Source organism: Sphingopyxis sp. Root154 (assembly GCF_001427105.1).
In the GTDB taxonomy this organism is placed as follows: domain Bacteria; phylum Pseudomonadota; class Alphaproteobacteria; order Sphingomonadales; family Sphingomonadaceae; genus Sphingopyxis.
This window is the reverse complement of sequence record NZ_LMGI01000003.1, coordinates 447,213-469,239: the sequence shown is the minus strand read 5'-3', so window position 1 is coordinate 469,239 and position 22,027 is coordinate 447,213. Positions and strand designations below refer to the sequence as shown.

Here is a 22,027-nt window from a genome sequence, read left to right as displayed (position 1 = left end):
AGTCTAAGCCTTCAGCGCGTCGACGCCCGGCAACGGCTTGCCTTCCATCCATTCAAGGAAGGCGCCGCCGGCGGTCGAAACAAAGGTGAAATCCTTGCCAACGCCAGCATGGTTGAGCGCGGCGACAGTATCGCCGCCACCCGCGACCGAGATCAACGAGCCTTCGCGCGTCAGTGCCGCTGCGGTCTTAGCAAGCGCGACGGTCGCAGTGTCGAACGGCGGCGTCTCGAACGCGCCGAGCGGGCCGTTCCACACGAGCGTGCGGCAATTCTTGAGCACATCCGCAAGCGCCTCGACCGCCGCAGGGCCGACGTCGAGGATCATCTCGTCTGCAGCGACTTCATGGACATTGACCGTGCGCGTCGGCGGGTTCGGCGCGAACTCTTTCGACACCACGACGTCATAGGGCAAATGGATCGTGCAGCCCGCTGCATCGGCCGCGTCGAAAATCGCATTCGCGGTATCGACGAGATCGTGCTCGCACAGCGATTTACCGACATCGACCCCGCGCGCGGCGAGGAAGGTGTTCGCCATGCCGCCGCCGATGATCAGATGATCGACCTTGCTGACGAGGTTGCGCAGCACGTCGATCTTGCTCGACACTTTCGCGCCGCCGACGACCGCGGCGACGGGATGCTCGGGATTGCCGAGCGCGGCGTCGAGGGCCTTGAGTTCGGCCTCCATCGCGCGGCCGGCGTACGCGGGAAGCCGGCGAGCAATGCCCTCGGTCGACCCATGCGCGCGGTGCGCCGCCGAAAAGGCGTCGTTGACGTAGAGATCGCCGATCTCGGCTAATGCATTGGCAAAGGCCGGATCGTTCGTTTCCTCACCGGGATAGAAACGCGTGTTTTCCATCACCGCGACGTCACCCGCCGCGAGCACTGCGATTCCTGCCTTCGCGCCCTCGCCCACCGCTTCGGGGATGAACATCACCGAATGGCCAAGCACATCCTCGACGCCGCCCATGACGAGCGACAGCGACTGAGTCGGGTTCTTCGCGCCTTTCGGCCGTCCGAAGTGCGCGAGAAGCAGGACGATCGCGCCCTTGTCCGACAGCTCGCGGATCGTCGGCATCGCTGCCTGAATCCGCGTCGCATCGCTGACCGCGCCTTCGAACAGCGGGACGTTGAGGTCGACGCGCACGAGTACGCGCTTGCCGGTGACGTCACCGATATTGTCGAGGGTCTTGAACGCGGTCATCGACGTTTCCCTTCAGCTCAGAGGAACTTGGCGATCACGCCCGCGGTGTCGATCATGCGGTTCGAGAAGCCCCATTCATTGTCGTACCAGCTCAGCACGCGCACCAACTTGCCGTCGATCACCGAGGTTTCGAGGCTGTCAATCGTCGAGCTCGCCGCATTATGGTTGAAGTCGATCGAAACCAGCGGCTCTTCGGTATAGCCGAGCACGCCCTTCAACGGGCCTTCGGCAGCCGCCTTGAGCACCGCGTTGACTTCTTCCTTGGTGGTGTCGCGGAGCGGCGTGAAGGTCAGGTCGACGACCGACACGTTCGGGGTCGGAACGCGGATCGACGAACCATCGAGCTTGCCCTTCAGCTCGGGCAGAACCAGCCCGACGGCCACCGCCGCACCGGTCGAGGTCGGGATCATCGACATCGCGGCAGCGCGGGCGCGGCGCGGGTCGTCGTGGATCTGGTCGAGGATCTTCTGGTCGTTGGTATAGGCGTGGATCGTGGTCATCAGGCCGCGTTCGATACCGATCGCCTCGTGCAGCACCTTGGCAAAGGGCGCGAGGCAATTGGTTGTGCACGACGCGTTCGAGATGATCAGATGATCGGCGGTGATCTTGTCGTCGTTGACGCCGTAAACGACGGTCAGGTCGACTTCCTTAGCGGGCGCCGAGATCAGCACGCGCTTCGCGCCAGCGTCGAGATGCTTCTGGCCGCCGGCCTTGTTGGTGAAGAAGCCGGTGCATTCCATCACGATGTCGATGCCGTTCGCAGCATGCGGCAGAGCGGCGGGGTCACGCTCAGCGGTCACCTGGATGCGCTTGCCGTTGATGATCAGGTCGTTGCCGTCGACTTCGACGCTGCCGTTGAAGGCGCCGTGGACCGAGTCATGGCGAAGCAGCCGGGCATTCGCCTTGGCATCGCCCAGATCGTTGATCGACACCAGCTCGAGATCGTGGTCGCTACGCTCCAGAATGGCGCGAGCCACATTGCGGCCGATGCGTCCGAAACCGTTGATTGCAACCTTCACTGCCATGTCGAAACGTCCTTTCTGCGTGGGATAAGCCGGTCCTAGTTGCCGAGCCGAGCCATGATCTGGGGGGTGATAGCATCGGCGGTAAGGCCGAAATGCTTGAATAGGTCTTCAATCGGAGCCGAGGCGCCGAAGCTGTCGATGCCGAAGCGCAGGCCGTGACGGCCGGTATAGCGTTCCCAGCCGAAGGTCGTGCCCGCCTCGATCGAGACGATCAGCACATCGTCGGGGAGGATATCGGCCTGATAAGCAGCGGTCTGCTCGTCGAAGAGTTCGGTCGAGACCATCGAGACGACATCAGCGCCGTGTCCCGCGGCCTCAAGCTTGTCGGCGACTTCGATCGCGAGCGAGACTTCAGAGCCGGTTGCGACGAGCACGACTTTGCGCACGGACGCAGCATCGCGAAGGCGGTAACCGCCTTTCAGGCACAGATTTTCGGTGACGTCATGGCGCAGCGGCGGGAGGTTCTGGCGCGTCAGGGCGAGCAGCGATGGCCGGCTTTCCTGCGCGAGCGCCAGCGCCCAGCATTCGGCGGTTTCAACCGCGTCGGCGGGACGCAGCACCAGCAGGTTCGGCATCGCGCGCAGCGACTGGAGATGCTCGATCGGCTGGTGCGTCGGACCGTCTTCGCCCAGCCCGATGCTGTCGTGCGTCATCACATAGACGACGCGCTGCTGTTGAAGCGCCGACAGGCGGATCGCAGCGCGGCAATAGTCGGCGAAAACGAGGAAAGTGCCGCCGTAGGGGACGACGCCGCCGTGTAGCGCCATGCCGTTCATCGCCGCGGCCATGCCGAATTCGCGGATGCCGTAATAGATATAGCGGCCCGAATAATCGTCTTTGGTCAGCGGCTTGGTCGACGAAGTTTTGGTATTGTTCGAACCCGTCAGGTCGGCGCTGCCGCCGACAAGCGCCGCAATATCGGCGGTCAGCGCGCCGAGCGTATTCTCCGAAGCCTTGCGCGTCGCAACCTTCGGGGGTTCGGCGACGAGGCCGTCGAGATAGGCCTTGAATGCCTCGCCCGGAACGATCTTGCCGCTCAGCCGATCCTCAAATTCCTTTTTCTTTTCGTAGCTTGCGAGACGATTATTCCAGTCAGAATGAAGCGCCTTGCCCTTTTCGCCAAAGGCAGCCCACGCCGACGCTATGTCGGCGGGAATGTCGAACGGCTCGGCGGTCCAGCCGAGTTCCTTGCGCGCGGCCGCAACCTCGTCGGCGCCGAGCGGCGAGCCGTGCGTCGCCGAAGTGCCCTGCTTGTTCGGCGCGCCGAAACCGATGACGGTGCGGCATGCGATCAACGACGGGCGCGGATCGGCGAGCGCGGCGTCGATCGCGCGACGAATATCAGCGGGATCGTGGCCGTCGCAGCTTTCGACATGCCAGCCGGTCGCCGCATAGCGCGCCAGGATGTCCTCGCTGGTCGACAGGTCCGTCGATCCGTCGATGGTGATCTTGTTGTCGTCCCACAATACTGTCAGGCGACCAAGGCCAAGGTGGCCGGCGAGCCCGATGGCTTCGTGGTTGATCCCTTCCATCAGGCAGCCGTCGCCCGCGATCACCCAGGTGCGGTGGTCGACGAGGTCATCGCCGTAGATCGCATTGAGGTGGCGTTCGGCGATCGCCATGCCGACCGAGGTCGCGAGTCCCTGCCCCAGCGGCCCGGTCGTCGTTTCGACGCCCGCGAGCTCGAAATTCTCGGGATGTCCCGCGCACGGGCTGTGCAGCTGGCGGAAATTGCGGATGTCGTCCAAAGTCGGCCGTGCATAGCCGGAGAGATGCAGCGTCGCATAAGCGAGCATCGAGCCGTGCCCTGCCGACAAAACGAATCGGTCGCGGTCGGCCCATTTGGGGTCCGCCGGATCGAACTTCAGATAGTCCGAGTAAAGGACGGTGGCGACGTCGGCCATGCCCATCGGCATCCCCGGGTGGCCGCTGTTTGCGGCCTGTACGGCATCCATCGCAAGCGCGCGGATTGCGTTGGCGAGCTGACGTTCGGGCAGTGTCATTGGTCCCCCGGGAAATGGCTGGGCTGGCACCGGACGCTACGTCCGGTTCGATGCGGACAGCCCTTTGCGGCGGCGGGGGCAGGAGTCAACCGCCCGTGACGCAAAATCGGCGCATTTTCGACCGACAGGGCAATTGCACGCCCTCCCCGGCACTGCTAACCCTTCGTCATGGAACTCGATCTCGACGAATCCAGCTTGGCCATAGGCCGCATCGAACGCGCACTGAGCCGCATCGAAAAGGCACTCGCCGACCGGGCGAACCGGCCCGAATCGGCCGTCGCAGCCCCCGCCGCCGACCAGTCGGCGCTGAAGGCCGAGGTTGCCGCTGTCATCGGCGAACTCGACCGGCTGATCGCGGAGGCCGACCGTGGCTGACGTGAAACTCACGATCGCGGGACGCCCCTATGACCTCCATTGCGAGGATGGGCAGGAATCGCAGCTCCTTCAGCTTGCCGACGTCGTCGACGAAAAAGCCCGCGCGATGCCGGGGGGGACCGAGGTTCGCCAGCTTCTTTTCGCCGCGCTGATGCTCGCCGACGATGCGCAGGAAGCGAAGGGCAAAGTCGAAAAGGCCGAGCCCCAATCCGATTCGCTGCGTGCTGCGGTTGCGCTCGCCGAAAGCCGCGAGGCGGCGGCGCGCGACGAACTGCGCGCGGCGATGACGCGCGAGCAGTCGGCACTCAAGGAGCTGGAGACCGCGCGTCAGGCGAGTTCGGCCGCAGCCCCTTCCGCGAAACCATCGCATGATCGTGCACTGCTGCAAATTGCCGACCGCATCGAGGCACTAGCTGCGAAAGTCGAGCAACTCCCTTGAGCAAGCGGGCCCGCGCCCCTACATAGGGGATGGCGGGTACTGCCCGGCACGAGCTTTTGCGAAAATCCCTGAGGCGATACATCATCCTAGGGGGCTGTCCCTGCCCGGACCCTGGTCCGACGTACATGGTCCCCACCTGACGTTACTGGCGTCAGAGGACTTTCCAGCAAACGACCTCGGCGGTCCCGCCAACCACCCGAAGTCCCAGAGGAGGCGATGACCAACTTGTCCGCCAATCTGGTCCAGCAAAAACAGAAGTTGCGCGAAAAGCTGCGCTTTCGCCGCAAGCATTTCGCGGCGAATCTCGACGGGATGGCGCAATTGGCAGCCTTTCGCGCGCTGCCCGCTCCGCTGTCCGATCTTCTCGCCGATCATGCCGTCGTTGGCGCCTATGCCGCGTGGGGCGACGAGCCCGATATTATGCCGATGTTCTCCGGTCTTGCAGAAGCGGGCGCACTCGCCCTGCCCCACCATGCCGGGCGGATCGCCGAAATGGACTTTCGCCATTGGCGGCCCGCCGAAACGCTGGTGAAGGGCCCTTGGGGCACGCGCCAGCCCGCGGACGATGCGCCCTTGGCAACGCCCGACCTCATCTTCTGCCCGCTCGTCGGGTTCGATCGCCAAGGCGGCCGGATCGGCCAGGGAGGCGGGCATTATGATCGCTATTTCTCGGCGCACCCCGATGCCTTGCGGATCGGGATTGGATGGTCGGTGCAAGAAATCGACGACGCCCCGAGCGAATCGACCGACATCGCGCTCGACGCGGTCCTGACCGAACAAGAATTCATCCTTTGTGGAGACCGTTTGTGAGCCAACCACCCGCCGATCCCCAGCCCAGTTGGCGCAAGCCTGCCGGCATGTTCCTGATTCTGGCGCTAATCGCGGTGTGGACGGGCATTGTCGTCAGCGTGTCACCCTGGGTAGGTACATGGCCGGTACTGGTGCAGGCGATCTTCTATCTGGTTGCGGGGATCGTCTGGATCCTGCCACTGAAGCCGCTGCTGCGCTGGATGGAATTGGGGAAATGGCGCGGCTGAAGCGCCGCGCCATTTTTCCCGATTTCCAGCGATGGAATGGTCCCAAGACGCGGTGGCCATTCCGTCCTAAAATGGAAGGAATGGCGCGAGTGACGGGGCTCGAACCCGCGACCTCCGGCGTGACAGGCCGGCACTCTAACCAACTGAGCTACACCCGCGTGTGCTTGGGAGCCGCGCCAATATGGCGCTCGTCCCGACCTGTCAACCGTCGCTTTCCTCATGCGTGCGATTTAATCGATCGCGCACATCGTCGGTCGTCGTCAAAGTGCCATGTTCGAAGAGGAAACCCGCCAGATCGGGGGTGCCGGTCGATGCGAGCACCGTCTGCAGGATGAGCAGCAGCGGCACCGCCAGCAGCGCGCCCGGCGTCCCCCACACCCATCCCCAGAAGCTCAAGGAAACGAGAATCAGCAGCGGATTGATCGTCAGGCGCTTGCCGAGCACCAGCGGCGTGATCAGATTCGCCTCAACCAGATGGACGCCGATGAAGATCAACGCGGGCAGCAGCGCGAGTCCGACGGCGTCGAACGTCATCAGCCCGCCGAGCCCGAGCAGCACCGCGGCGACGATCGGCCCCAGATAGGGGACGAAATTGCAGATGCTGACGATCCCACCCCACATGAAGGGCGATGGCATCCCCAGCGCCCAGAGCAGGAGTGAGACGGTCAGGCCGAGAATCGCGTTGATCATCGTGATCGTCGCCAGATAGTCAGCGGTCGCATCGACGACATTCTGGATCACCCGCGCGGTCTGCATCGCGCCGTCGAAGCTGCCGCGCCGCCGGATCGTGCCTTTGCGCAGTCGCGTCCAGCCCGACAGGAAGAAGAAGATCACGAGCACCGCGAAAAAGAGCTGTATCGCGGCCGAGGGCGCCGACGAGATGAAATAGTCGACCACCGACGTCGGCGCTGTCGCGGCCACCGCCTGCGCCGTCGCCTCGGTCCCGCTCGCCACTGACATCAGCGTGCGATCTACGAAGCGTTGCAGCGTTGAATAAAAGTCGATGAGCGGCGCCAGATTGCTCTGAATGCGGGGGATCGATTCAGGAATGCGCGCAAACCAGCCGGTGGCGGGCACGACGATGATCGCGAGCGCTGCGTTGATAATCGCCAGAAAGACAGCAAGCGCGAAGAAAGCCGCGAGCGCCGACGGCAGGCCGCGCCGTTCGAGCCATTCGAGCAAGGGAACGAGCGCGATCGCAATAACGATCGCAGCCGTAAGCGGCAGGAAGAATTCGGCGCCCGCCTGCAAAGCAAACGGCAGTATGAGACAGAAGCTGGCGCCAAAAAGGAGTGCGAGCGCGGCGAGGAGCCGGTCGCGGCGGAAATCGTCGATCTCGATCTGGTGCAACGGATTGAGGCGCGGTGGACGCCCATCCTTGCTGCCCCGCTCCTCCGCCACCCCTGCTCTCCTCGTTAACTGCCTCGTCTTACGCGAGCTTTGGTTTCCGCGCCAGTCGCCCCGTTTTGCGACGAAATCGGCACACGCCCTGTCCCTATCTGGGTCAAAACGCGTCTTCCTTCCCGCTTTTTAACCAGAAATTACCCTTTATCGGCGACTGACGGCTCCAAGGACCAACCTATTCGGAGTCAAAGTGATGGTGATAGCGCCTGTGGGGGGCGCGAAGCATCGGCTTCTTCCCTCTTATTCAATCATTCCCGTGCTGGCCGCGCTCGCGCTGCCGACACAGGCTGAGGCCGCCGGCACACGCGCCGGCTCGACCATCAGCAATACCGCGAGCGCGAGCTTCGATACGGGCGGCGGCACGGCGACGGTCGATTCGAACCGCGTCGACCTGCTCGTCGACGAACTGCTCGACGTAACGGTCGATTCAAGCAATCCCGCCGACGTTCCGACGACGCCGGGGGCGACGGGCCAACTGCTGACCTTCTTGGTCACCAATAACGGCAACGGCGTCGAAGCGTTCGGGCTCGCGACGATCGCGAACGCCGGCGGCGACAATTACGATCCCGCCGTCGCGCAAATCTATCTCGACAACGGCGACGGTCTTTTCGACGCGAGCACCGATACGCTCTATACTGCGGGCGCGAACGATCCCTCGCTCAATCCCGACCAGAGCATCGCCGTCTTCGTTCTCGCGACGACGCCGGGCACCGTGGTCGACGGCAATCGGGGCATCGTCAGCCTCGTCGCGGCGGCGAAGACGGGCACCGGCGATCCCGGTGACAGCTTTGCCAGCGAAGGCGAAGGCGGCGGCGACGCCGTCGTCGGCTCGACCGGCGCCGACGGGCAGGATGCGGGCGCGTTCATCGTGTCGGCCGCGACCGTCACGCTCGTCAAATCGGCGGTGGTCACCAATTCGCTCGGCACGGCCGGCCCGGTCCCGGGCGCGACGATCACCTATACGATCGTCGCCACGGTCGCGGGCAGCGGTTCGGTCAGCGGCCTTGCGATCACCGACAATATTCCCGCGGACACCAGCTATGTTCCCGGCTCGATCGCACTCGGCGGCAGCGGGCTGTCCGACGCGGCCGACGCCGATGCGGGCGACTATAACGGCACGCGAGTCAACGTCGCGCTCGGCACCGTCGCCGGCGGCCAGACCCGCACCGTCACCTTCCAGACCAAGATCGATTGATGGAGATGCGTATGCGCACCGCCCTTTTCCTTTTGCTCGCCATGCTCGCACCCGGCCAAGCGTTCGCGGCAAACCAGGTCGCGCTCGACAATGCGGTGTTCGTCGAACGCGTGTCGACCGACGCGCAGGGCAAACAGCGGATCATACTCGAAGAACCGAAGGTGGTCGTTCCCGGCGACCGGCTCGTCTTCGTGCTCAACTATCGCAATGCCGGTGCGCAGCCGGCCGACAAGTTCGTGATCACCAACCCGCTGCCCGCAGCGGTCCGCTTCGCGGACGCGGGCGATACACGGCCCATGGTTTCGGTCGACGGCGGCAAGCAGTGGGGACTGCTCGCCGACCTCTCGGTTCCGATGACCGACGGCACGCACCGCGCGGCGCAGCCCGCCGACGTCACGCACGTCCGCTGGGCTTTCCAGAAGCCGATCCCGGTCGGCGGCTCGGGCAAGCTCATCTTTCGGGGAGTTGTCAAATAGCGAAGGAATAAAACCGCTTAACGGTTGCCAGCGGTGGGGAAACGGCAACCAACATAAAGCCCAGGAGCTCAGCTATGACCAGCAAGCTGACTTATATGGGTGCCATCGGTCTGGCGGCGCTTTCGAGCGTTGCCGCCACGCCGGCGTTTGCCGCCGGAACGACCGCGGGCACCACGATCACGAATACCGCCACCGTCGACTATCAGGTCGGGGGCGTCGCACAGGGACAGCAGTCGGCGTCGAACAACTTCACCGTCGACCGCAAGATCAACCTGCTTGTCGAAGAGGTGGGGACGGTCACGACCAGCGTCGTGCCCGGCCAGACAAACGCCGTCACGACGTTCCAGCTGACCAACAGCTCGAACGAAGTCCTCGACTTCGCGCTCGTCGCGTCGCAGATCACGGGCGGGACCGCCGCGCACGGCGGCACCGACACGTTCAACGCCAATAACTTCCGTATTTATCGCGACAATACGGTAACGGGCACCATCGGCAGCTGGGACGCGGGCGACACTCTGCTTACCGGCTATGTCGACGAACTCACCGTCGATACAGCGATCCGGCTCTTTGTCGTCGCCGATATCCCGGCGGCGCTCGCCAATAATGCCGTCGCCGGTGTGACGCTGCGCGCAACGGCGCGCGAAGGCGGGCTTGCCGGCACACAGGGCACGGCGATCACCGAAACCACCGGTGCGAACACGGCGGGCAAGGATACGGTCTTTGCCGACATCGCCGGCGTGGCGGGCGACGTCGCGCGCGACGGTTCGCATAGCGACAACGACGACTACACCGTGCAGACGGCGACGCTGACGGTCACCAAGAGCAGCCGCGTCATTTCGGATCCGTTCAACAACACAACGAATCCGAAGCTGATCCCGGGCGCGGTGGTCGAATATTGCATCGCGGTCGCCAACACCGGCGGCGCCGCGGCGACGTCGGTGGTGATCAATGACCCGGTTCCGGGCCAGTTGACGTTCAATGCGGGCACGATCCTGCTGGGCGGCACGGTCACCAGCGGCACGTGCGATTTCAACGGCACCGCGGGCGGCAGCTACGCCGCACCGAACGTGTCGGGCACGATCGCCTCGATCGCCGCCGGCGCTGCTAGCACGCTCGTCTTCCGCGCGACCGTCAACTGATCGGACAACCGATGGAGCAGCGGGTGCGGCCCAAAAACCGCCTCCCGCTGCTCCCTTCGGGGCTGAAATGGCACTCCGCTCGAAATTTTCCGGCCTTGTGACCGCCTTGGTCGCGGCAGCGATGCTGCCTGCGATATCCCCGGCGTATGCACAGGTGATCACGAACACGGCTTCGGCGCAGTGGACGCATGACGGGCAGCCCGGTCAGGCGCTGTCGAACCGCGTCGACGTGACGGTCACGGCGCGTCCGCCCGAGCCGCCGACGATCACCACCTATCGGCTGGTGGATGGCGGCGGCAACAAATCGGTAGCGCTCGCACCAACGCAATGCAGCCGTCCCGCAGCGCGCAGCGCGACGAACACGATCGATCTCGGCGGCGTCTATGAGAGCATCTCGACCGCTCCTGCATCGCTGCAAAGCACCGACAATTTCCGCGCCGGCGAAGTACTTGTCGTCGGGGTCACGCTTGCATCGGCGAACGCCGATCCACAGGTGCGTGATACCCTTCCGGTCGTCCTCGAACTCGAAAACGGCGATCGCGAGGCGATCACCCTGACCGAGACCGCAAATGACAGTGGCGAATTCGTCGGCATCATCAACACGATCGGCGTCCCGCCAGCCGTTGTTGCCGGCGATTGCCGCCTGTCGGTCAATCCCGGTGCACCGCTGACGCTACGCGTCACCGATCAGGCGAACGCCAGCCTCGTTGCGCTCGCGACGATTGACTTCCTCGTCGATCCGTTCGGCATTGTGTTCGACAGCGGGGACGGCGCCCCCATTGCCGGAAGCCGCGTGACGATCATCGACGCCGCGACCGGCCGGCCCGCGCAGGTATTTGGCGACGACGGCGTCTCAGCCTATCCGTCGAGCGTCGTCACCGGCCAGCCCGTCACCGATGCAGGCGGCACGACTTACAATTTCCCGCCGGGCGACTATCGCTTTCCCTTTGTCGCGCCGGGAACCTATCGCCTGATCGTCGCGCCGCCTGCGCCCTATACCGCGCCGTCGAAATCGAGCGCCGCCGACCTCGCCGGCCTGCGCCGCCCCGACGACGGCCTCCCCTTCACGATCACCGGTGCGAGCTATGGCAATGCCTTCACGCTCAACAGCCCCGCGCCCGTCCGCGTCGACATTCCCGTCGACCAGCCGGGCCTGCCGCTGATCCTGCGCAAAACGACGTCGACTCAGGTCGCGGTGCCCGGCGACGTGATCCAGTATCGGATCGAGGTCGCGAACCGCGACGCGCGCCGCAACACTGGGGCGGTGACGGTGCGCGACGTGCTCCCCGCCGGCATGCGCCTGCGCGCCGATACGGTGCGCGTCGATGGCGTGCGTGTGACGGCCGATGTCACCGCCAACGGCCGCGAGTTCGCTGTCACGCTGCCCACCATCGCGGCGTCGCGCTCAGCGCTGCTGACCTATCTGGCCGAAGTCGTCGTGTCGGCGCAGCCCGGCAATGCGCTCAATCGCGCCACCGCGACCGATAACCGCGGTTCGACGAGTAACGTCGCCGAAGCGACGATTTCGATCAAACGCGACCAGCTCGGCGACCGCATGACAGTCATCGGCCGGATCACCGACGGCGGCTGCACCGTCGATCCGGGTAAAGCCGACGGCATTATGGGCGTCCGCGTGATGCTGCAGGACGGCAGCTATACCGTCACCGACGAGGATGGGCGCTATCATTTCGAGGGCGTGCGCCTCGGCCTGCACGTCGTGCAAATCGACCCGTCGACCTTGCCGCTCGACCGCGAGGCGATCGACTGCGCGCGTTCGACGCAGAGCGCCGGCAGCCCGATCTCCCGCTTCGTTGAAGGCCGCGGCGGTGCGCTGAAGCGCGCCGACTTCCGCGCCGTCGCGAGTGCGCCCCGCGCCGCGCCGATCAAGGCGGCCATCGAGGCGCCGAAGGTGCTGAGCGATCCCGAAGCCGCTGGCGCGGGTCGCGACTGGCTCGCGGGTCAGGCGCGGGGCATCGGCTGGCTGTTCCCCGACACCGACCACAACCCGCGCGCGAAAGCGATCCGCGCCGCGATCAAGCACGCCCCCGGCCAGAAAGTGATGCTCCGCGTCAACGGGAAGCCCGCCGACGCGCTGACGTTCGAGGGCGTGAACAAATCCGCCGACGGCAGCGTCGCAGTCAGCCTGTGGCGCGGGCTCGAAATCCGCGAGGGCGAAAACCGTCTCGTGGCCGAAGTGACGGACGCGAACGGCGTGACCATCGAAACGCTCGAACGCACCGTCCATTATTCGATCACCCCGATGCGCGCGTCGCTGATCCGTGAAAAGTCGGTGCTGGTCGCCGATGGCGTGACGCGCCCGGTGATCGCGGTGCGCCTGACCGATCGCGACGGCAAGCCGATCCGCGCGGGACTGACGGGCGATTTCGCCGTCCCCGCGCCCTATTATCCCGCGGTCGAAGCCGATGCGCAGCAGGCGCGCCAGCTCGCTGGCCTCGAACGCGCGCAGCCGGTGTGGAAAATCGATGGCGACGATGGCATCGCCTATATCGAACTCGAACCGACCACCGCGTCGGGCACGCTCGCGATGGACTTCACCTTCCGCGACGACAAGGTGACTCGCAAGCAGACGATCGAAACCTGGCTCGACCCGGGCAATCGCCCGTGGACGGTGGTAGGTTTTGCCGCCGGCACCCTTGGCTATAATACGCTCGATGACCGGATGGAGCCGGTGGCGGAGACGCTCGACGATCTAAACGCAGACGCCCGTCTTGCCCTGTACGCAAAAGGCCGCGTGCGCGGAAAGTGGCTGATGACGCTGGCCTATGACAGCGACAAGGACAAGGATGACACGCGGTTCGGCGGCGTGATCGATCCGCGCGCCTATTACACCATCTACGCCGACCGCAATGAGACGCGTTACGACGCCGCGTCGGTGCGCAAGCTCTACCTCCGCCTCGAACGCCCGCAATTCTATGCGATGTTCGGCGATATCGAGACAGGGATTTCGGAACCCGAGCTCGCCCGATACCAACGCGCGCTCAACGGCGGCAAGGCCGAATACCGAGGCCGCAACATCGCGGCGACCGTCTTCGTCGCCGACACGCCATACCGTTTCCGCCGCGACGAGATTCAGGGCAATGGCCTGACGGGTCCGTACCAGCTCGGCGCCAAAGACATATTACCGAACAGCGAGCGGATCGTCATCGAGACGCGCGACCGGCTGCACAGCGAACGCATCGTCGACAGCGTCAGCCTGTCGCGCCACGTCGATTACGACATCGACTATCTGTCGGGCACCATCCGTTTCCGCGAGCCAGTGCTCAGCCGCTCGTCGAACCTCGATCCGCAGTTCATCGTCGCCGAATATGAGGTCGATGGCGTTGGCCAGCGCGTGCTCAACGCCGGTGGGCGCGTCAGCTATCAGTCGAACGAAGAGAAATTGCGAGTCGGCGCGACCTTCATCCACGACGAGGACGGAAACGCCAAGACCAACCTCGGCGGCGTCGATGCACGCTATCGCCCGACCATCGAGACCGAGGTCCGTGCCGAACTCGCGGTCAGCGATGCCAAGGCGACCAATGACAGCACCGCCGCCGGTGGCACTGCAAAGGCATGGTTGATCGAGGCCGAGCATCACAGCAGCAACGCCGACTTCCTCGCCTATGTCCGCGAGCGTGAGGCCGGCTTCGGCACCGGCCAGCTCAACAGCAGCGAGAATGGCACGCGCAAATTCGGTTTCGACGCACGCGTAAAAACCAGCCGCAACCTGTCGGTGACCGGCAGCGCATGGCAGGAGGATTATCTCGAAACGAGCGCACGTCGCCGCGCCGCCCGCGCCCTGATCGAATATGACAATGGCACCAGCGTCGCGCGCGCCGGGCTGACGCACGCCGACGACCGCCTGACCGACGGCACGCGCAATCGCTCGAATATCGTCCAGCTCGGCGCGACGCAGCGGCTGTTAAACAAGCGGCTCGAACTCGACGCACAGACCGAGTTCGCGCTCGGCAGCAAGGATGCCAGCATCGATTTCCCGATCCGTCATCGCCTCGGCGCGCGCTACGCGATCAATCGCGACGTCAATCTGGTCGGCAGCTACGAAATCGCCGACGGCGACACGATCAAGGCACGCACCGCGCGGCTCGGCTTCGACCTGACGCCCTGGTCGGGCGCGCGCCTGCTCGCGACCGCGAACCAGCAGGAAATTGGCGAATATGGCCCGCGCAGCTTTGCCGCTTATGGCCTGTCGCAGTCGCTGAAGCTCGGCGAACGCTGGTCGGTCGATGTATCGGTCGATGGCAATCGCACCATCGGCGGCATCAACGCGCGCGACGTGCTCAATGTCGACCAGCCGATCGCCTCAGGCGGGTTCCTCGGCGGCAACGGCACACTGACGGAGGATTTCCTCGCGATCAGCACCGGCGCCACCTACCGCGCAGACCGCTGGACGCTCACGGGCCGCGCCGAATATCGCGATGGCGAGATCGCCAATCGTTACGGCCTGACGCTCGGCGGGCTGCGTCAGCTTGGCGAAGGCCGTGCGCTCGGCGCACTCTTCACTTACGCGAAGGCAAGCGGTGCCGGCGCCGCGCCGACGACCGAGGTGATCCAGTTCGAAATGAGCTGGGCGCATCGCCCCGCCGATTCGCAGATTTCGTGGCTCAACAAGAGCGAGTTCCGTTCGGATAAGGTTCGCCACGCGGTCGCGGGTCAGGCCGGCCCGATCGGCGGCCCGTCGCTGACGATCGACGGCGACGCGACGAGCCGCCGCCTGCTCAACAGCCTGTCGGTGAACTGGATGCCGCTCGGCGAGCGCGGATTCGGCGACGGCTCGTACGAGCGTACCGAAATCGGCTTTTTCTGGGGCACACGCTATAATTTCGATCGTTTCGGCGCCGATGACGTCAAGGGCTGGTCGAATTTGATCGGCGCCGACTTCCGCTTCAACCTAGGCGAGCATGTCGACGTTGGTGCATCGGGCACCGCGCGCGTCGGCACCGATGCCGATACCGTCAGCTGGGCGGGCGGCCCGACCGTCACGCTGGCGCCGATGACGAATGCGAACATCACCTTCGGCTATAATTTCGCGGGCTTCCAAGACCGCGACTTCGAAGACGCGCGCTTCTCGCGCTCGGGCGCCTATGTGACCTTCAAGCTGAAGTTCGACCAGACGAGTTTCGCGGGGCTGGGATTGTAACCAGCTCGCGCGCGTAGCGAAGCAATCCGGGGCGAGCGTCCACGGCCCCGGATTGCTTTGTACTAATCTCAGTCCGCGTACTAATCTCAGTCCGCGAACAGCAAGACCGGCGTCTCGACCAGCTTCTTGAGCGCCTGCACATAGCTCGCTGCATCCCAGCCATCGACGACGCGGTGATCGCAGCTGATGGACAGGTTCATGAGCTTTGCCCTGCGAATGTCGTCGCCATCGAAGACGGGGCGTTCGACGATCTTGTTCGGGCCGATGATCGCGACTTCGGGACGATTGATGACCGGGGTCGTTGCGATGCCGCCGAGCGGGCCGAGCGAGGTCACGGTGAGCGTGCCGCCGGTCAATTCCTCGACCTTCGCCTTGCCGGTGCGCGCGGCTTCGGCAAGACGCGTGATCTCGCTCGCGAGCTGCCACACATTCTTGTCCTGCGCGTCGCGGATCACGGGGACCATCAGCCCGGCGTCGGTCTGCGTCGCCATGCCGAGATGCACCGCGCCATAGCGCGTTACCACGCCGGCCTCATCGTCGTAGCGGGCGTTGATCATCGGGAATTGCGGGATCGTGCGGCAGATCGCGACGATCAGGAAGGGCAGCATCGTCAGTTTCGGGCGGCCGCCGCGATTAGCATTCAAATCAGCGCGCATCGCTTCGAGCGCGGTGACGTCCATTTCCTCGACATAGGTAAAGTGCGGGATCGCGCGCTTCGAGGCCGCCATATTCTCGGCGATCTTGCGGCGCATGCCGATGACCTTGATCGGCTCGTCGGCGCGGGCGCGGCTGGCGCCGGGGGCGTGATAGCCCTGCCCACCGCTGTAGCGCAGGAAGGCGTCGAGATCGGCATGGCGGATGCGGTCGCCTTCGGCCTGTACTTGGCCAAGATCGACGCCGAGATCCTTGGCGCGCGCGCGGACTGCGGGAGAAGCCAGAACCGGCTTTTCATGATCGGCGGCAGCAACCGGCGTCGGCGCGGGTGCCGGAGCGGGAGCCGCAACGGGCGCAGGCGCAGCAACCTCGGCCACCGAGATTTCCTCCGCGCCCGGCGTTTCCGCTAAGATTTCCTGTTCGACCGGCGTGTCAGCCGGCGGCGCTTCGACATCGCCGTCGCCATCGGTCTCGATCACCGCGAGCGTCGATCCGATCGGGATCAGGTCGCCGACCTCGCCCGCCAGTTCGACGACGATCCCCGAAACGGGCGATTCCATTTCGACGGTCGCCTTGTCGGTCATCATGTCGGCAAGCTGCGCGTCTTCCTCGACGCGCTCGCCGATCTTGACGTGCCAGGCGACGATTTCGGCCTCGGCAATGCCTTCGCCGATGTCGGGCAGACGGAATGAATAACGGGCCATGGCGTCAGTCCTTCAAAATCTTGGTCAGCGCGGTCGCGATGCGCACCGGGCCGGGGAAATAGGCCCATTCGAGGCTATGCGGATAAGGCGTGTCGAAGCCGGTGACGCGTTCGACCGGCGCCTCGAGGTGATAGAAGCAGCGTTCCTGCACCAGCGCGGCGAGTTCGGCGCCGAAGCCCGAAGTGCGCGTCGCTTCGTGGATGATCAGACAGCGGCCGGTCTTTTTCACCGACGCCTCGATCGCGTCGATATCGAGCGGCAGCAGCGTGCGCAGATCGATGATCTCGGCATCGACGCCCATTTCCTCGACGATCGTCCTGGTGACATGGACCATCGTGCCATAGACGAGAATGGTGAGTGCTTCGCCCGAACGCACCGTCGCGGCCTTGCCGAGTTCGATACGGTAATAGTCTTCGGGTACCGCGCTGGCATCATGCTTCGACCAGGGCTCGACCGGACGATCATAGTAACCGCTGAACGGGCCGTTGTAGATGCGCTTGGGTTCGAGGAAGACGACGGGGTCGTTATCCTCGATCGCCGCGATCAGCAGGCCCTTGGCATCATAGGGATTCGACGGGATCACCGTCTTCACGCCGCAGATATGCGTCATGATGCTCTCGGGCGACTGGCTGTGCGTCTGGCCGCCGAAGATGCCCCCCCCGAACGGCGTGCGCACCGTCATCGGACAGATGAAGTCGGCCGCCGAGCGGTAACGCAGGCGCGCCGCTTCGCTGACAAGCTGGTCGAGCCCCGGATAGATATAATCTGCAAACTGGATCTCGGGGACCGGGCGCAGGCCGTACGCGCCCATGCCCACCGCAACACCGATGATCCCGCATTCGTTGATCGGCGTATCGAACACGCGCGTCTTGCCATGCTTCTTCTGCAAGCCAGCCGTGGCGCGGAACACGCCGCCGAAGAAGCCAACGTCCTCGCCCATCACGACCATGTTCGGGTCGCGTTCGAGCATGACGTCCATGGCGCTGTTGATCGCCTCGATCATGTTCATGGTCTTGGTGGCGGTTTGGGTTGAGCCAAGATTTTCGGGCGTCATCATTCGGGCTTCCAATTGGGGCCGAACTTGGCCTCTTGCTCGGCGAGCATCTGCGCGCATTGTTCCTTGAGATGCCAGGGCAGCTCTTCGAATACGTCATCGAACATCGTCTCGAACGGCTGATGCATACCGTGGCCGAGAATGCCGAGCTTTTCGGACTGTTTCTGGGTCGTCTTCACCAGATCGTCGAGTTCCTTCGCCTGCGCCTCATGGCGTTCCGCATCCCATTCGCCGAGCGTTTCCAAATGCTGGCGAAGCCGCGCGATCGGGTCGCCGAGCGGCCATGCAGTCGCTTCGTCGGCGGGACGATAGGCACTCGGATCGTCCGAGGTGCTGTGGCCTTCGCTGCGATAGGTGAAATGCTCGATCAAGGTCGGGCCGTTGTTCGTGCGCGCGCGATCCGCAGCCCACTGCGTCGCGGCATACACCGCAAGCGGATCGTTGCCGTCGATGCGCAGCCCGGCGATGCCGTAACCCACGGCACGCGCCGCAAAGGTCGTGCGTTCGCCGCCGGCGAAGCCCGAGAAGCTGGAAATCGCCCACTGGTTGTTGACGACGTTGAAGATCACGGGGGCGTTATAGACGGTCGCAAAGGTCAGCGCCGAGTGGAAGTCGCCCTCGGCGGACGATCCTTCGCCGCACCATACGGTCGCGATCCGGCTGTCGCCCTTCGAGGCCGAGGCCATCGCCCAGCCCACAGCCTGAGGATATTGCGTCGCGAGATTGCCCGAGACGCTGAAGAAGCCATGCTCGGGCGCCGAATACATGATCGGCAGCTGGCGGCCCATCAAATGATCGCCGCGGTTCGAGTAGATCTGGTTCATCATCTGGATCAGCGGATAATCGCGCGCGATCAGGATGCCCTGCTGGCGATAGCTGGGGAAACACATGTCGCCGCGGTCGAGTGCCATCGTCGAGGCGACCGAAGTCGCTTCTTCGCCGGTACATTTCATATAGAAGCTGGTCTTGCCCTGCCGTTGCGCGCGGAACATGCGGTCGTCGAACGCGCGCACCAGCATCATATAGCGGAGCATGACGCGCAACCGCTCGGGGGTCAGCTTCGGATCCCACTGCCCCTTTGCCTGCCCGTCGAAATCGAGCACGCGAACGAGGCCATAGCTCAGCTCGCGCATCGCATCGGGCTTGGTCGCTTCGCTCGGGCGCGGGGTCGCTTCGACCGGGGGAACTTCAATATCAACAAAGTCCGGGGTATCGCCGGGGCGATAGCGCGGTTCGGGGATATGAAGCGACAGAGGCGGCAAATTGCTCGCAGGGCGCCGAGGCGTCTCAGGCATATCTTCTTCCCTTTGAGGCGCGAATCGGCGCCTAGTTATATTTCAACCTGGCGACATATTATTACGGTCGCCATACGAATGCAACGATGGCGCTCAGACTGCGACAGGCGCGGAAATATGCGCTTGCGGCGCATATTCCTCGACTGCGAAATCCTCGAACCGATAGTCGAAAATGCTCGAAGGGCGGCGAAGGATGCGCAGCTTCGGGGCCCCGCCCGGAACGCGCGACAGCTGCTGTTCGACCAGCTCGGCGTGGTTCAGATACAAATGCACGTCGCCGCCGGTCCAGACGAGTTCGTGGGCATGAAGGCCCGCCTGCTCGGCAACCATCCGCGTTAGGAGCGCCGCTTCGAAGACATTGAAGGCAAAGCCCAGGCCAAGGTCGCACGAGCGCTGGAACAGCAGGCACGACAGGCCGCCATCGCTGCGCACATGAAACTGATAGGTCATGTGGCACGGCGGCAGCGCCATGCGATCGATGTCGGCGACGTTCCAGCCGGTAAAAATGTGCCGCCGTGACCCCGGATTACTCCGCAGCGAATCGATCAGCGCCGCGATCTGGTTATGTCCCTGGTCGGCGCGGCGAAAAAGTCCCTCGCCTGCCGCTTCGTAACGCGGCCAGTTGACCCACTGGTGACCATAGACCGGGCCTAGGTCACCCCATTTGGCGGCGAAATCATCATCGGCGATGATCCGCCCCTCGAAATCCGCGGCACTGATCTCCTCGCCGGTCGCGCGGCGATATTTGTCGAGCGGCCAGTCGGTCCAGATCTTCACGCCCTGCGAAACGAGCGACTGGATATTGGTATCGCCGGTCAGGAACCACAGGAGTTCGCGCAGCCCCGTCTTCCAATAGACGCGCTTGGTCGTGAGCAATGGGATCGCATCGTCCTTGAGCGAGAATCGCATCGTCTCGCCGAACAGCGAGCGCGTGCCCACGCCGGTTCGGTCGACGCGCTCGTCGCCTTCGACCCAGATGCGCCGCATCAGGTCCAGATATTGAAGTTCATAATGGATGGAATCAGGCAAGACTCGGCTCCCGGCTTTGTCCCTTGGTGCTAGGCTCCGCGCCGCGGGGCGACAAGGGAGCAACATCGGGAACCACATGGCCAGCACCACAAACCCTCCGATGCGGGCCAGTCGGCCGTTGGGAATCACACGCACTGGGCGCATGGGGACGGCGATGACCCTGTTCGAACCCCTCGGCAAAGCGCCGGATCCGTCGGCGCTGACTGGCTTCGTGCCGTGCCAGCTTGAGGATGATGTCGCGCGCCTGTTGCTGCGCCCGATGTTCGATGACGGGCGGGAAACCTTGCTCCTTGCCGCATTCGACGCCTTCGAACGCCTCGTGCGGATCGAACGCGTCGATGGCGACAGCTCGGGCCGCTGCGTTATCCTGCCGCGCGCTTGGCGCACGCTCATCGACGGCGGCATTGCGACGGTCGTTATGGCGCACAACCACCCCTCCGACACGCCCTGGCCGAGCGATGCCGACATCGGCACGACGCACGATGCCGCGCTTTTCCTGCGGACCATGGGCATCGATCTGGCCGATCATCTGATTTTCATTGCGGACGGTCATTTCAGTTTTCGAACTGCCGAAATGCTCTAGTTCCGGCAATCATCTTCAATGTGCCGATTGGCGCTTGAAGTTCACAGATTGCGCGTCTAGAGGACCGCCCTGCCTTCGCGGCGACCCCGGTCGGCGCGCAGATCGGTCGGGGAGTAGCTCAGCCTGGTAGAGCACTGTCTTCGGGAGGCAGGGGCCGGAGGTTCGAATCCTCTCTCCCCGACCAATTTCTTGCATATTGCAGATTCTGCACCGTCTCTTCTTGTAAGTCGGGGCGCAACATCCTAAATCTCTTCTACGCCGCCGTGGTTTTCCCCCTTTCCATCGCGGCGAGTGTCCCGTCATCACTGACGCGGACGCGTCCTCCCTGGACCCTGGCCACCTCGTACTTCGGTACGAGGTGGTTTTTTATTCAGCGGCTTGCGTGAGTATTTCAGCCTCGGGACGCGCGTATCCGGCCGCAGCAACAAGATTCGAGAACCAGCGCGCCAGCCGCGCGATCCGGGCCGCGTCGGGCAAACGCTCGGGCGTCAGATAGAGGCTGCGGTCGATTTCGATCTGCACCGCGTGGATGGCCTCCGCCGGGCGGCCGTGCGTCCGGATGATATGGCCGCCGGCATAGGGCTGGTTGCGCGCGACGGGCTCGTTTAATCGCTCTGCCGACGCCACCGCCAGATCGATCAGCCAGTCACCTGCGGTTTCGCCAAAACGATCGCCGACGATGATTCGCGCGCCGTGCCCCGGCTGGCCCGCCGGAATCGACGGCATCGAATGGAGATCGATCAGGATCGCACGGCCATATTCGTTGCGCGCCGCGGCGAGCACGTCGGTAAGAGCGGCATGATACGGCCGATGGAAGGATTCGAGGCGCCACTCGAGCGCCGCGCCATCGATCGGCCGCTTCCATAGCGGACCGCAATCGGCGAGCCGCGTCGGCACGACACCAAGCCCCGCCCGTTCCTTCCGCCCCGGAGCCGAAAATTGCGCCCGCAACGGCATGGCAACCTCGCCCGGCGCCATCTGTCCCTCGCCGCGATTGAGGTCGGCGACGGCGCGCGCCCACAGGGCATGGACGACCGTCGCACCCGCATCGGCGGCGCCGGCCGCGATCAGGTCGCACCAGCTGTCTTCGAGTCGCTCGAGGTCTGGCCGGCCGACCCGCGCCGCGCTCAATATCTCGGGCGGATAGAGGCGTCCGGCGTGCGGTACCGACACGACGACGGGCCCACTCGCCGCGGGCCGGTTGACAGCGATGGCGGCGGGCGGGATGGTGCGGGACGGCATGATGGATGGGTGGCA

At 64.5% G+C, this 22,027-nt stretch carries 18 protein-coding genes and 2 tRNA genes; 10 read left to right on the top strand and 10 right to left on the bottom strand.

Annotation, left to right across the window (positions count from 1 at the left end):
• Positions 1–3: 3 nt before the first annotated feature.
• The 3 genes from ASD73_RS17750 to tkt are packed head-to-tail and all read right to left on the bottom strand — an operon-like array spanning position 4 to position 4,228.
• Entirely contained in the window at positions 4–1,200 is a 1,197-nt protein-coding gene (locus tag ASD73_RS17750) for a phosphoglycerate kinase (RefSeq protein WP_056374488.1), read from the bottom strand.
• A 17-nt stretch (positions 1,201–1,217) separates the two neighbouring features.
• Positions 1,218–2,225: a type I glyceraldehyde-3-phosphate dehydrogenase gene (gene gap / locus ASD73_RS17745; protein WP_056374485.1), complete on the bottom strand. Its 1,008-nt coding sequence runs from the start codon at positions 2,223–2,225 to the stop codon at positions 1,218–1,220.
• A gap of 35 nt (positions 2,226–2,260) precedes the next feature.
• Positions 2,261–4,228 (bottom strand): transketolase, encoded by a 1,968-nt coding sequence (gene tkt, locus ASD73_RS17740; protein WP_056374483.1) that lies wholly within the window; start codon positions 4,226–4,228, stop codon positions 2,261–2,263.
• Between the two features lie 168 nt (positions 4,229–4,396).
• Between tkt and ASD73_RS17735 the strand changes: the two genes are divergently transcribed.
• From ASD73_RS17735 to ASD73_RS17720, 4 genes are all read left to right on the top strand, one after another.
• A complete protein-coding gene (locus tag ASD73_RS17735) occupies positions 4,397–4,603 on the top strand; it encodes a hypothetical protein (protein WP_056374481.1) in 207 nt (68 codons plus the stop codon).
• Positions 4,596–5,042, top strand: coding sequence for a cell division protein ZapA (locus ASD73_RS17730; protein WP_056374479.1), 447 nt, complete (start codon positions 4,596–4,598; stop codon positions 5,040–5,042). Before ASD73_RS17735 ends, ASD73_RS17730 begins: the two co-directional genes overlap by 8 nt.
• A 216-nt stretch (positions 5,043–5,258) precedes the next feature.
• A complete protein-coding gene (locus ASD73_RS17725) occupies positions 5,259–5,852 on the top strand; it encodes a 5-formyltetrahydrofolate cyclo-ligase (RefSeq protein WP_056374477.1) in 594 nt (197 codons plus the stop codon).
• Positions 5,849–6,079, top strand: a complete 231-nt coding sequence (locus ASD73_RS17720; RefSeq protein WP_082521669.1) for a DUF2842 domain-containing protein — start codon at positions 5,849–5,851, stop codon at positions 6,077–6,079. Before ASD73_RS17725 ends, ASD73_RS17720 begins: the two co-directional genes overlap by 4 nt.
• A gap of 81 nt (positions 6,080–6,160) precedes the next feature.
• On the opposite strand, the gene ASD73_RS17715 is transcribed toward ASD73_RS17720, so the two are convergent.
• Both ASD73_RS17715 and ASD73_RS17710 read right to left on the bottom strand, forming a co-directional pair.
• Positions 6,161–6,237: transfer RNA gene (locus ASD73_RS17715), tRNA-Asp, on the bottom strand.
• A gap of 43 nt (positions 6,238–6,280) precedes the next feature.
• Entirely contained in the window at positions 6,281–7,480 is a 1,200-nt protein-coding gene (locus ASD73_RS17710) for an AI-2E family transporter (RefSeq protein WP_082521668.1), read from the bottom strand.
• A gap of 259 nt (positions 7,481–7,739) precedes the next feature.
• Between ASD73_RS17710 and ASD73_RS17705 the strand changes: the two genes are divergently transcribed.
• The 4 genes from ASD73_RS17705 (at position 7,740) to ASD73_RS17690 (ending at position 15,451) form a co-directional block, all read left to right on the top strand.
• Positions 7,740–8,678, top strand: coding sequence for a hypothetical protein (locus ASD73_RS17705; protein WP_235534581.1), 939 nt, complete (start codon positions 7,740–7,742; stop codon positions 8,676–8,678).
• 11 nt (positions 8,679–8,689) lie between these two features.
• Positions 8,690–9,154: a hypothetical protein gene (locus ASD73_RS17700; RefSeq protein ID WP_235534579.1), complete on the top strand. Its 465-nt coding sequence runs from the start codon at positions 8,690–8,692 to the stop codon at positions 9,152–9,154.
• Positions 9,155–9,228: 74 nt separating this feature from the next.
• Complete coding sequence (locus ASD73_RS17695) at positions 9,229–10,293, top strand: DUF11 domain-containing protein (protein ID WP_056374467.1); 1,065 nt, start codon at positions 9,229–9,231, stop codon at positions 10,291–10,293.
• Between the two features lie 97 nt (positions 10,294–10,390).
• Entirely contained in the window at positions 10,391–15,451 is a 5,061-nt protein-coding gene (locus tag ASD73_RS17690) for a hypothetical protein (protein ID WP_235534577.1), read from the top strand.
• A gap of 86 nt (positions 15,452–15,537) precedes the next feature.
• On the opposite strand, the gene ASD73_RS17685 is transcribed toward ASD73_RS17690, so the two are convergent.
• The 4 genes from ASD73_RS17685 to thyA all read right to left on the bottom strand — a co-directional run bounded on the left by ASD73_RS17685 (position 15,538) and on the right by thyA (position 20,187).
• Complete coding sequence (locus ASD73_RS17685; RefSeq protein WP_056374462.1) at positions 15,538–16,809, bottom strand: dihydrolipoamide acetyltransferase family protein; 1,272 nt, start codon at positions 16,807–16,809, stop codon at positions 15,538–15,540.
• A 4-nt stretch (positions 16,810–16,813) separates the two neighbouring features.
• Positions 16,814–17,818 carry an alpha-ketoacid dehydrogenase subunit beta gene (locus ASD73_RS17680; protein WP_056375225.1) on the bottom strand — a complete coding sequence of 335 codons (1,005 nt, stop codon included), beginning with the start codon at positions 17,816–17,818 and terminating at the stop codon, positions 16,814–16,816.
• A 44-nt stretch (positions 17,819–17,862) separates the two neighbouring features.
• On the bottom strand, positions 17,863–19,158 hold the full coding sequence (locus ASD73_RS17675; RefSeq protein ID WP_056374461.1) for a 3-methyl-2-oxobutanoate dehydrogenase (2-methylpropanoyl-transferring) subunit alpha: 1,296 nt from the start codon (positions 19,156–19,158) through the stop codon (positions 17,863–17,865).
• Positions 19,159–19,251: 93 nt separating this feature from the next.
• On the bottom strand, positions 19,252–20,187 hold the full coding sequence (gene thyA / locus ASD73_RS17670) for a thymidylate synthase (protein WP_268801118.1): 936 nt from the start codon (positions 20,185–20,187) through the stop codon (positions 19,252–19,254).
• A gap of 154 nt (positions 20,188–20,341) precedes the next feature.
• On the opposite strand from thyA, the gene ASD73_RS17665 reads away from it, so the two are divergent.
• Together ASD73_RS17665 and ASD73_RS17660 are read left to right on the top strand one after the other, a co-directional pair.
• Positions 20,342–20,770, top strand: coding sequence for a JAB domain-containing protein (locus ASD73_RS17665; protein WP_056375223.1), 429 nt, complete (start codon positions 20,342–20,344; stop codon positions 20,768–20,770).
• A 107-nt stretch (positions 20,771–20,877) separates the two neighbouring features.
• Positions 20,878–20,954: transfer RNA gene (locus tag ASD73_RS17660), tRNA-Pro, on the top strand.
• A gap of 182 nt (positions 20,955–21,136) precedes the next feature.
• On the opposite strand, the gene ASD73_RS17655 is transcribed toward ASD73_RS17660, so the two are convergent.
• Positions 21,137–22,012: an N-formylglutamate amidohydrolase gene (locus ASD73_RS17655; protein ID WP_082521666.1), complete on the bottom strand. Its 876-nt coding sequence runs from the start codon at positions 22,010–22,012 to the stop codon at positions 21,137–21,139.
• Between the last annotated feature and the right edge of the window lie 15 nt (positions 22,013–22,027).

Bases quoted from the DNA above. Each gene is read 5' to 3' on its own strand.
- ASD73_RS17750 (WP_056374488.1), bottom strand. From the start codon at position 1,200: ATGACCGCGTTCAAGACCCTCGACAATATCGGTGACGTCACCGGCAAG.
- gap (WP_056374485.1), bottom strand. From the start codon at position 2,225: ATGGCAGTGAAGGTTGCAATCAACGGTTTCGGACGCATCGGCCGCAAT.
- tkt (WP_056374483.1), bottom strand. From the start codon at position 4,228: ATGACACTGCCCGAACGTCAGCTCGCCAACGCAATCCGCGCGCTTGCG.
- ASD73_RS17735 (WP_056374481.1), top strand. From the start codon at position 4,397: ATGGAACTCGATCTCGACGAATCCAGCTTGGCCATAGGCCGCATCGAA.
- ASD73_RS17725 (WP_056374477.1), top strand. From the start codon at position 5,259: ATGACCAACTTGTCCGCCAATCTGGTCCAGCAAAAACAGAAGTTGCGC.
- ASD73_RS17700 (WP_235534579.1), top strand. From the start codon at position 8,690: ATGCGCACCGCCCTTTTCCTTTTGCTCGCCATGCTCGCACCCGGCCAA.
- ASD73_RS17695 (WP_056374467.1), top strand. From the start codon at position 9,229: ATGACCAGCAAGCTGACTTATATGGGTGCCATCGGTCTGGCGGCGCTT.
- ASD73_RS17685 (WP_056374462.1), bottom strand. From the start codon at position 16,809: ATGGCCCGTTATTCATTCCGTCTGCCCGACATCGGCGAAGGCATTGCC.
- ASD73_RS17680 (WP_056375225.1), bottom strand. From the start codon at position 17,818: ATGAACATGATCGAGGCGATCAACAGCGCCATGGACGTCATGCTCGAA.
- ASD73_RS17675 (WP_056374461.1), bottom strand. From the start codon at position 19,158: ATGCCTGAGACGCCTCGGCGCCCTGCGAGCAATTTGCCGCCTCTGTCG.
- ASD73_RS17665 (WP_056375223.1), top strand. From the start codon at position 20,342: ATGACCCTGTTCGAACCCCTCGGCAAAGCGCCGGATCCGTCGGCGCTG.
- ASD73_RS17655 (WP_082521666.1), bottom strand. From the start codon at position 22,012: ATGCCGTCCCGCACCATCCCGCCCGCCGCCATCGCTGTCAACCGGCCC.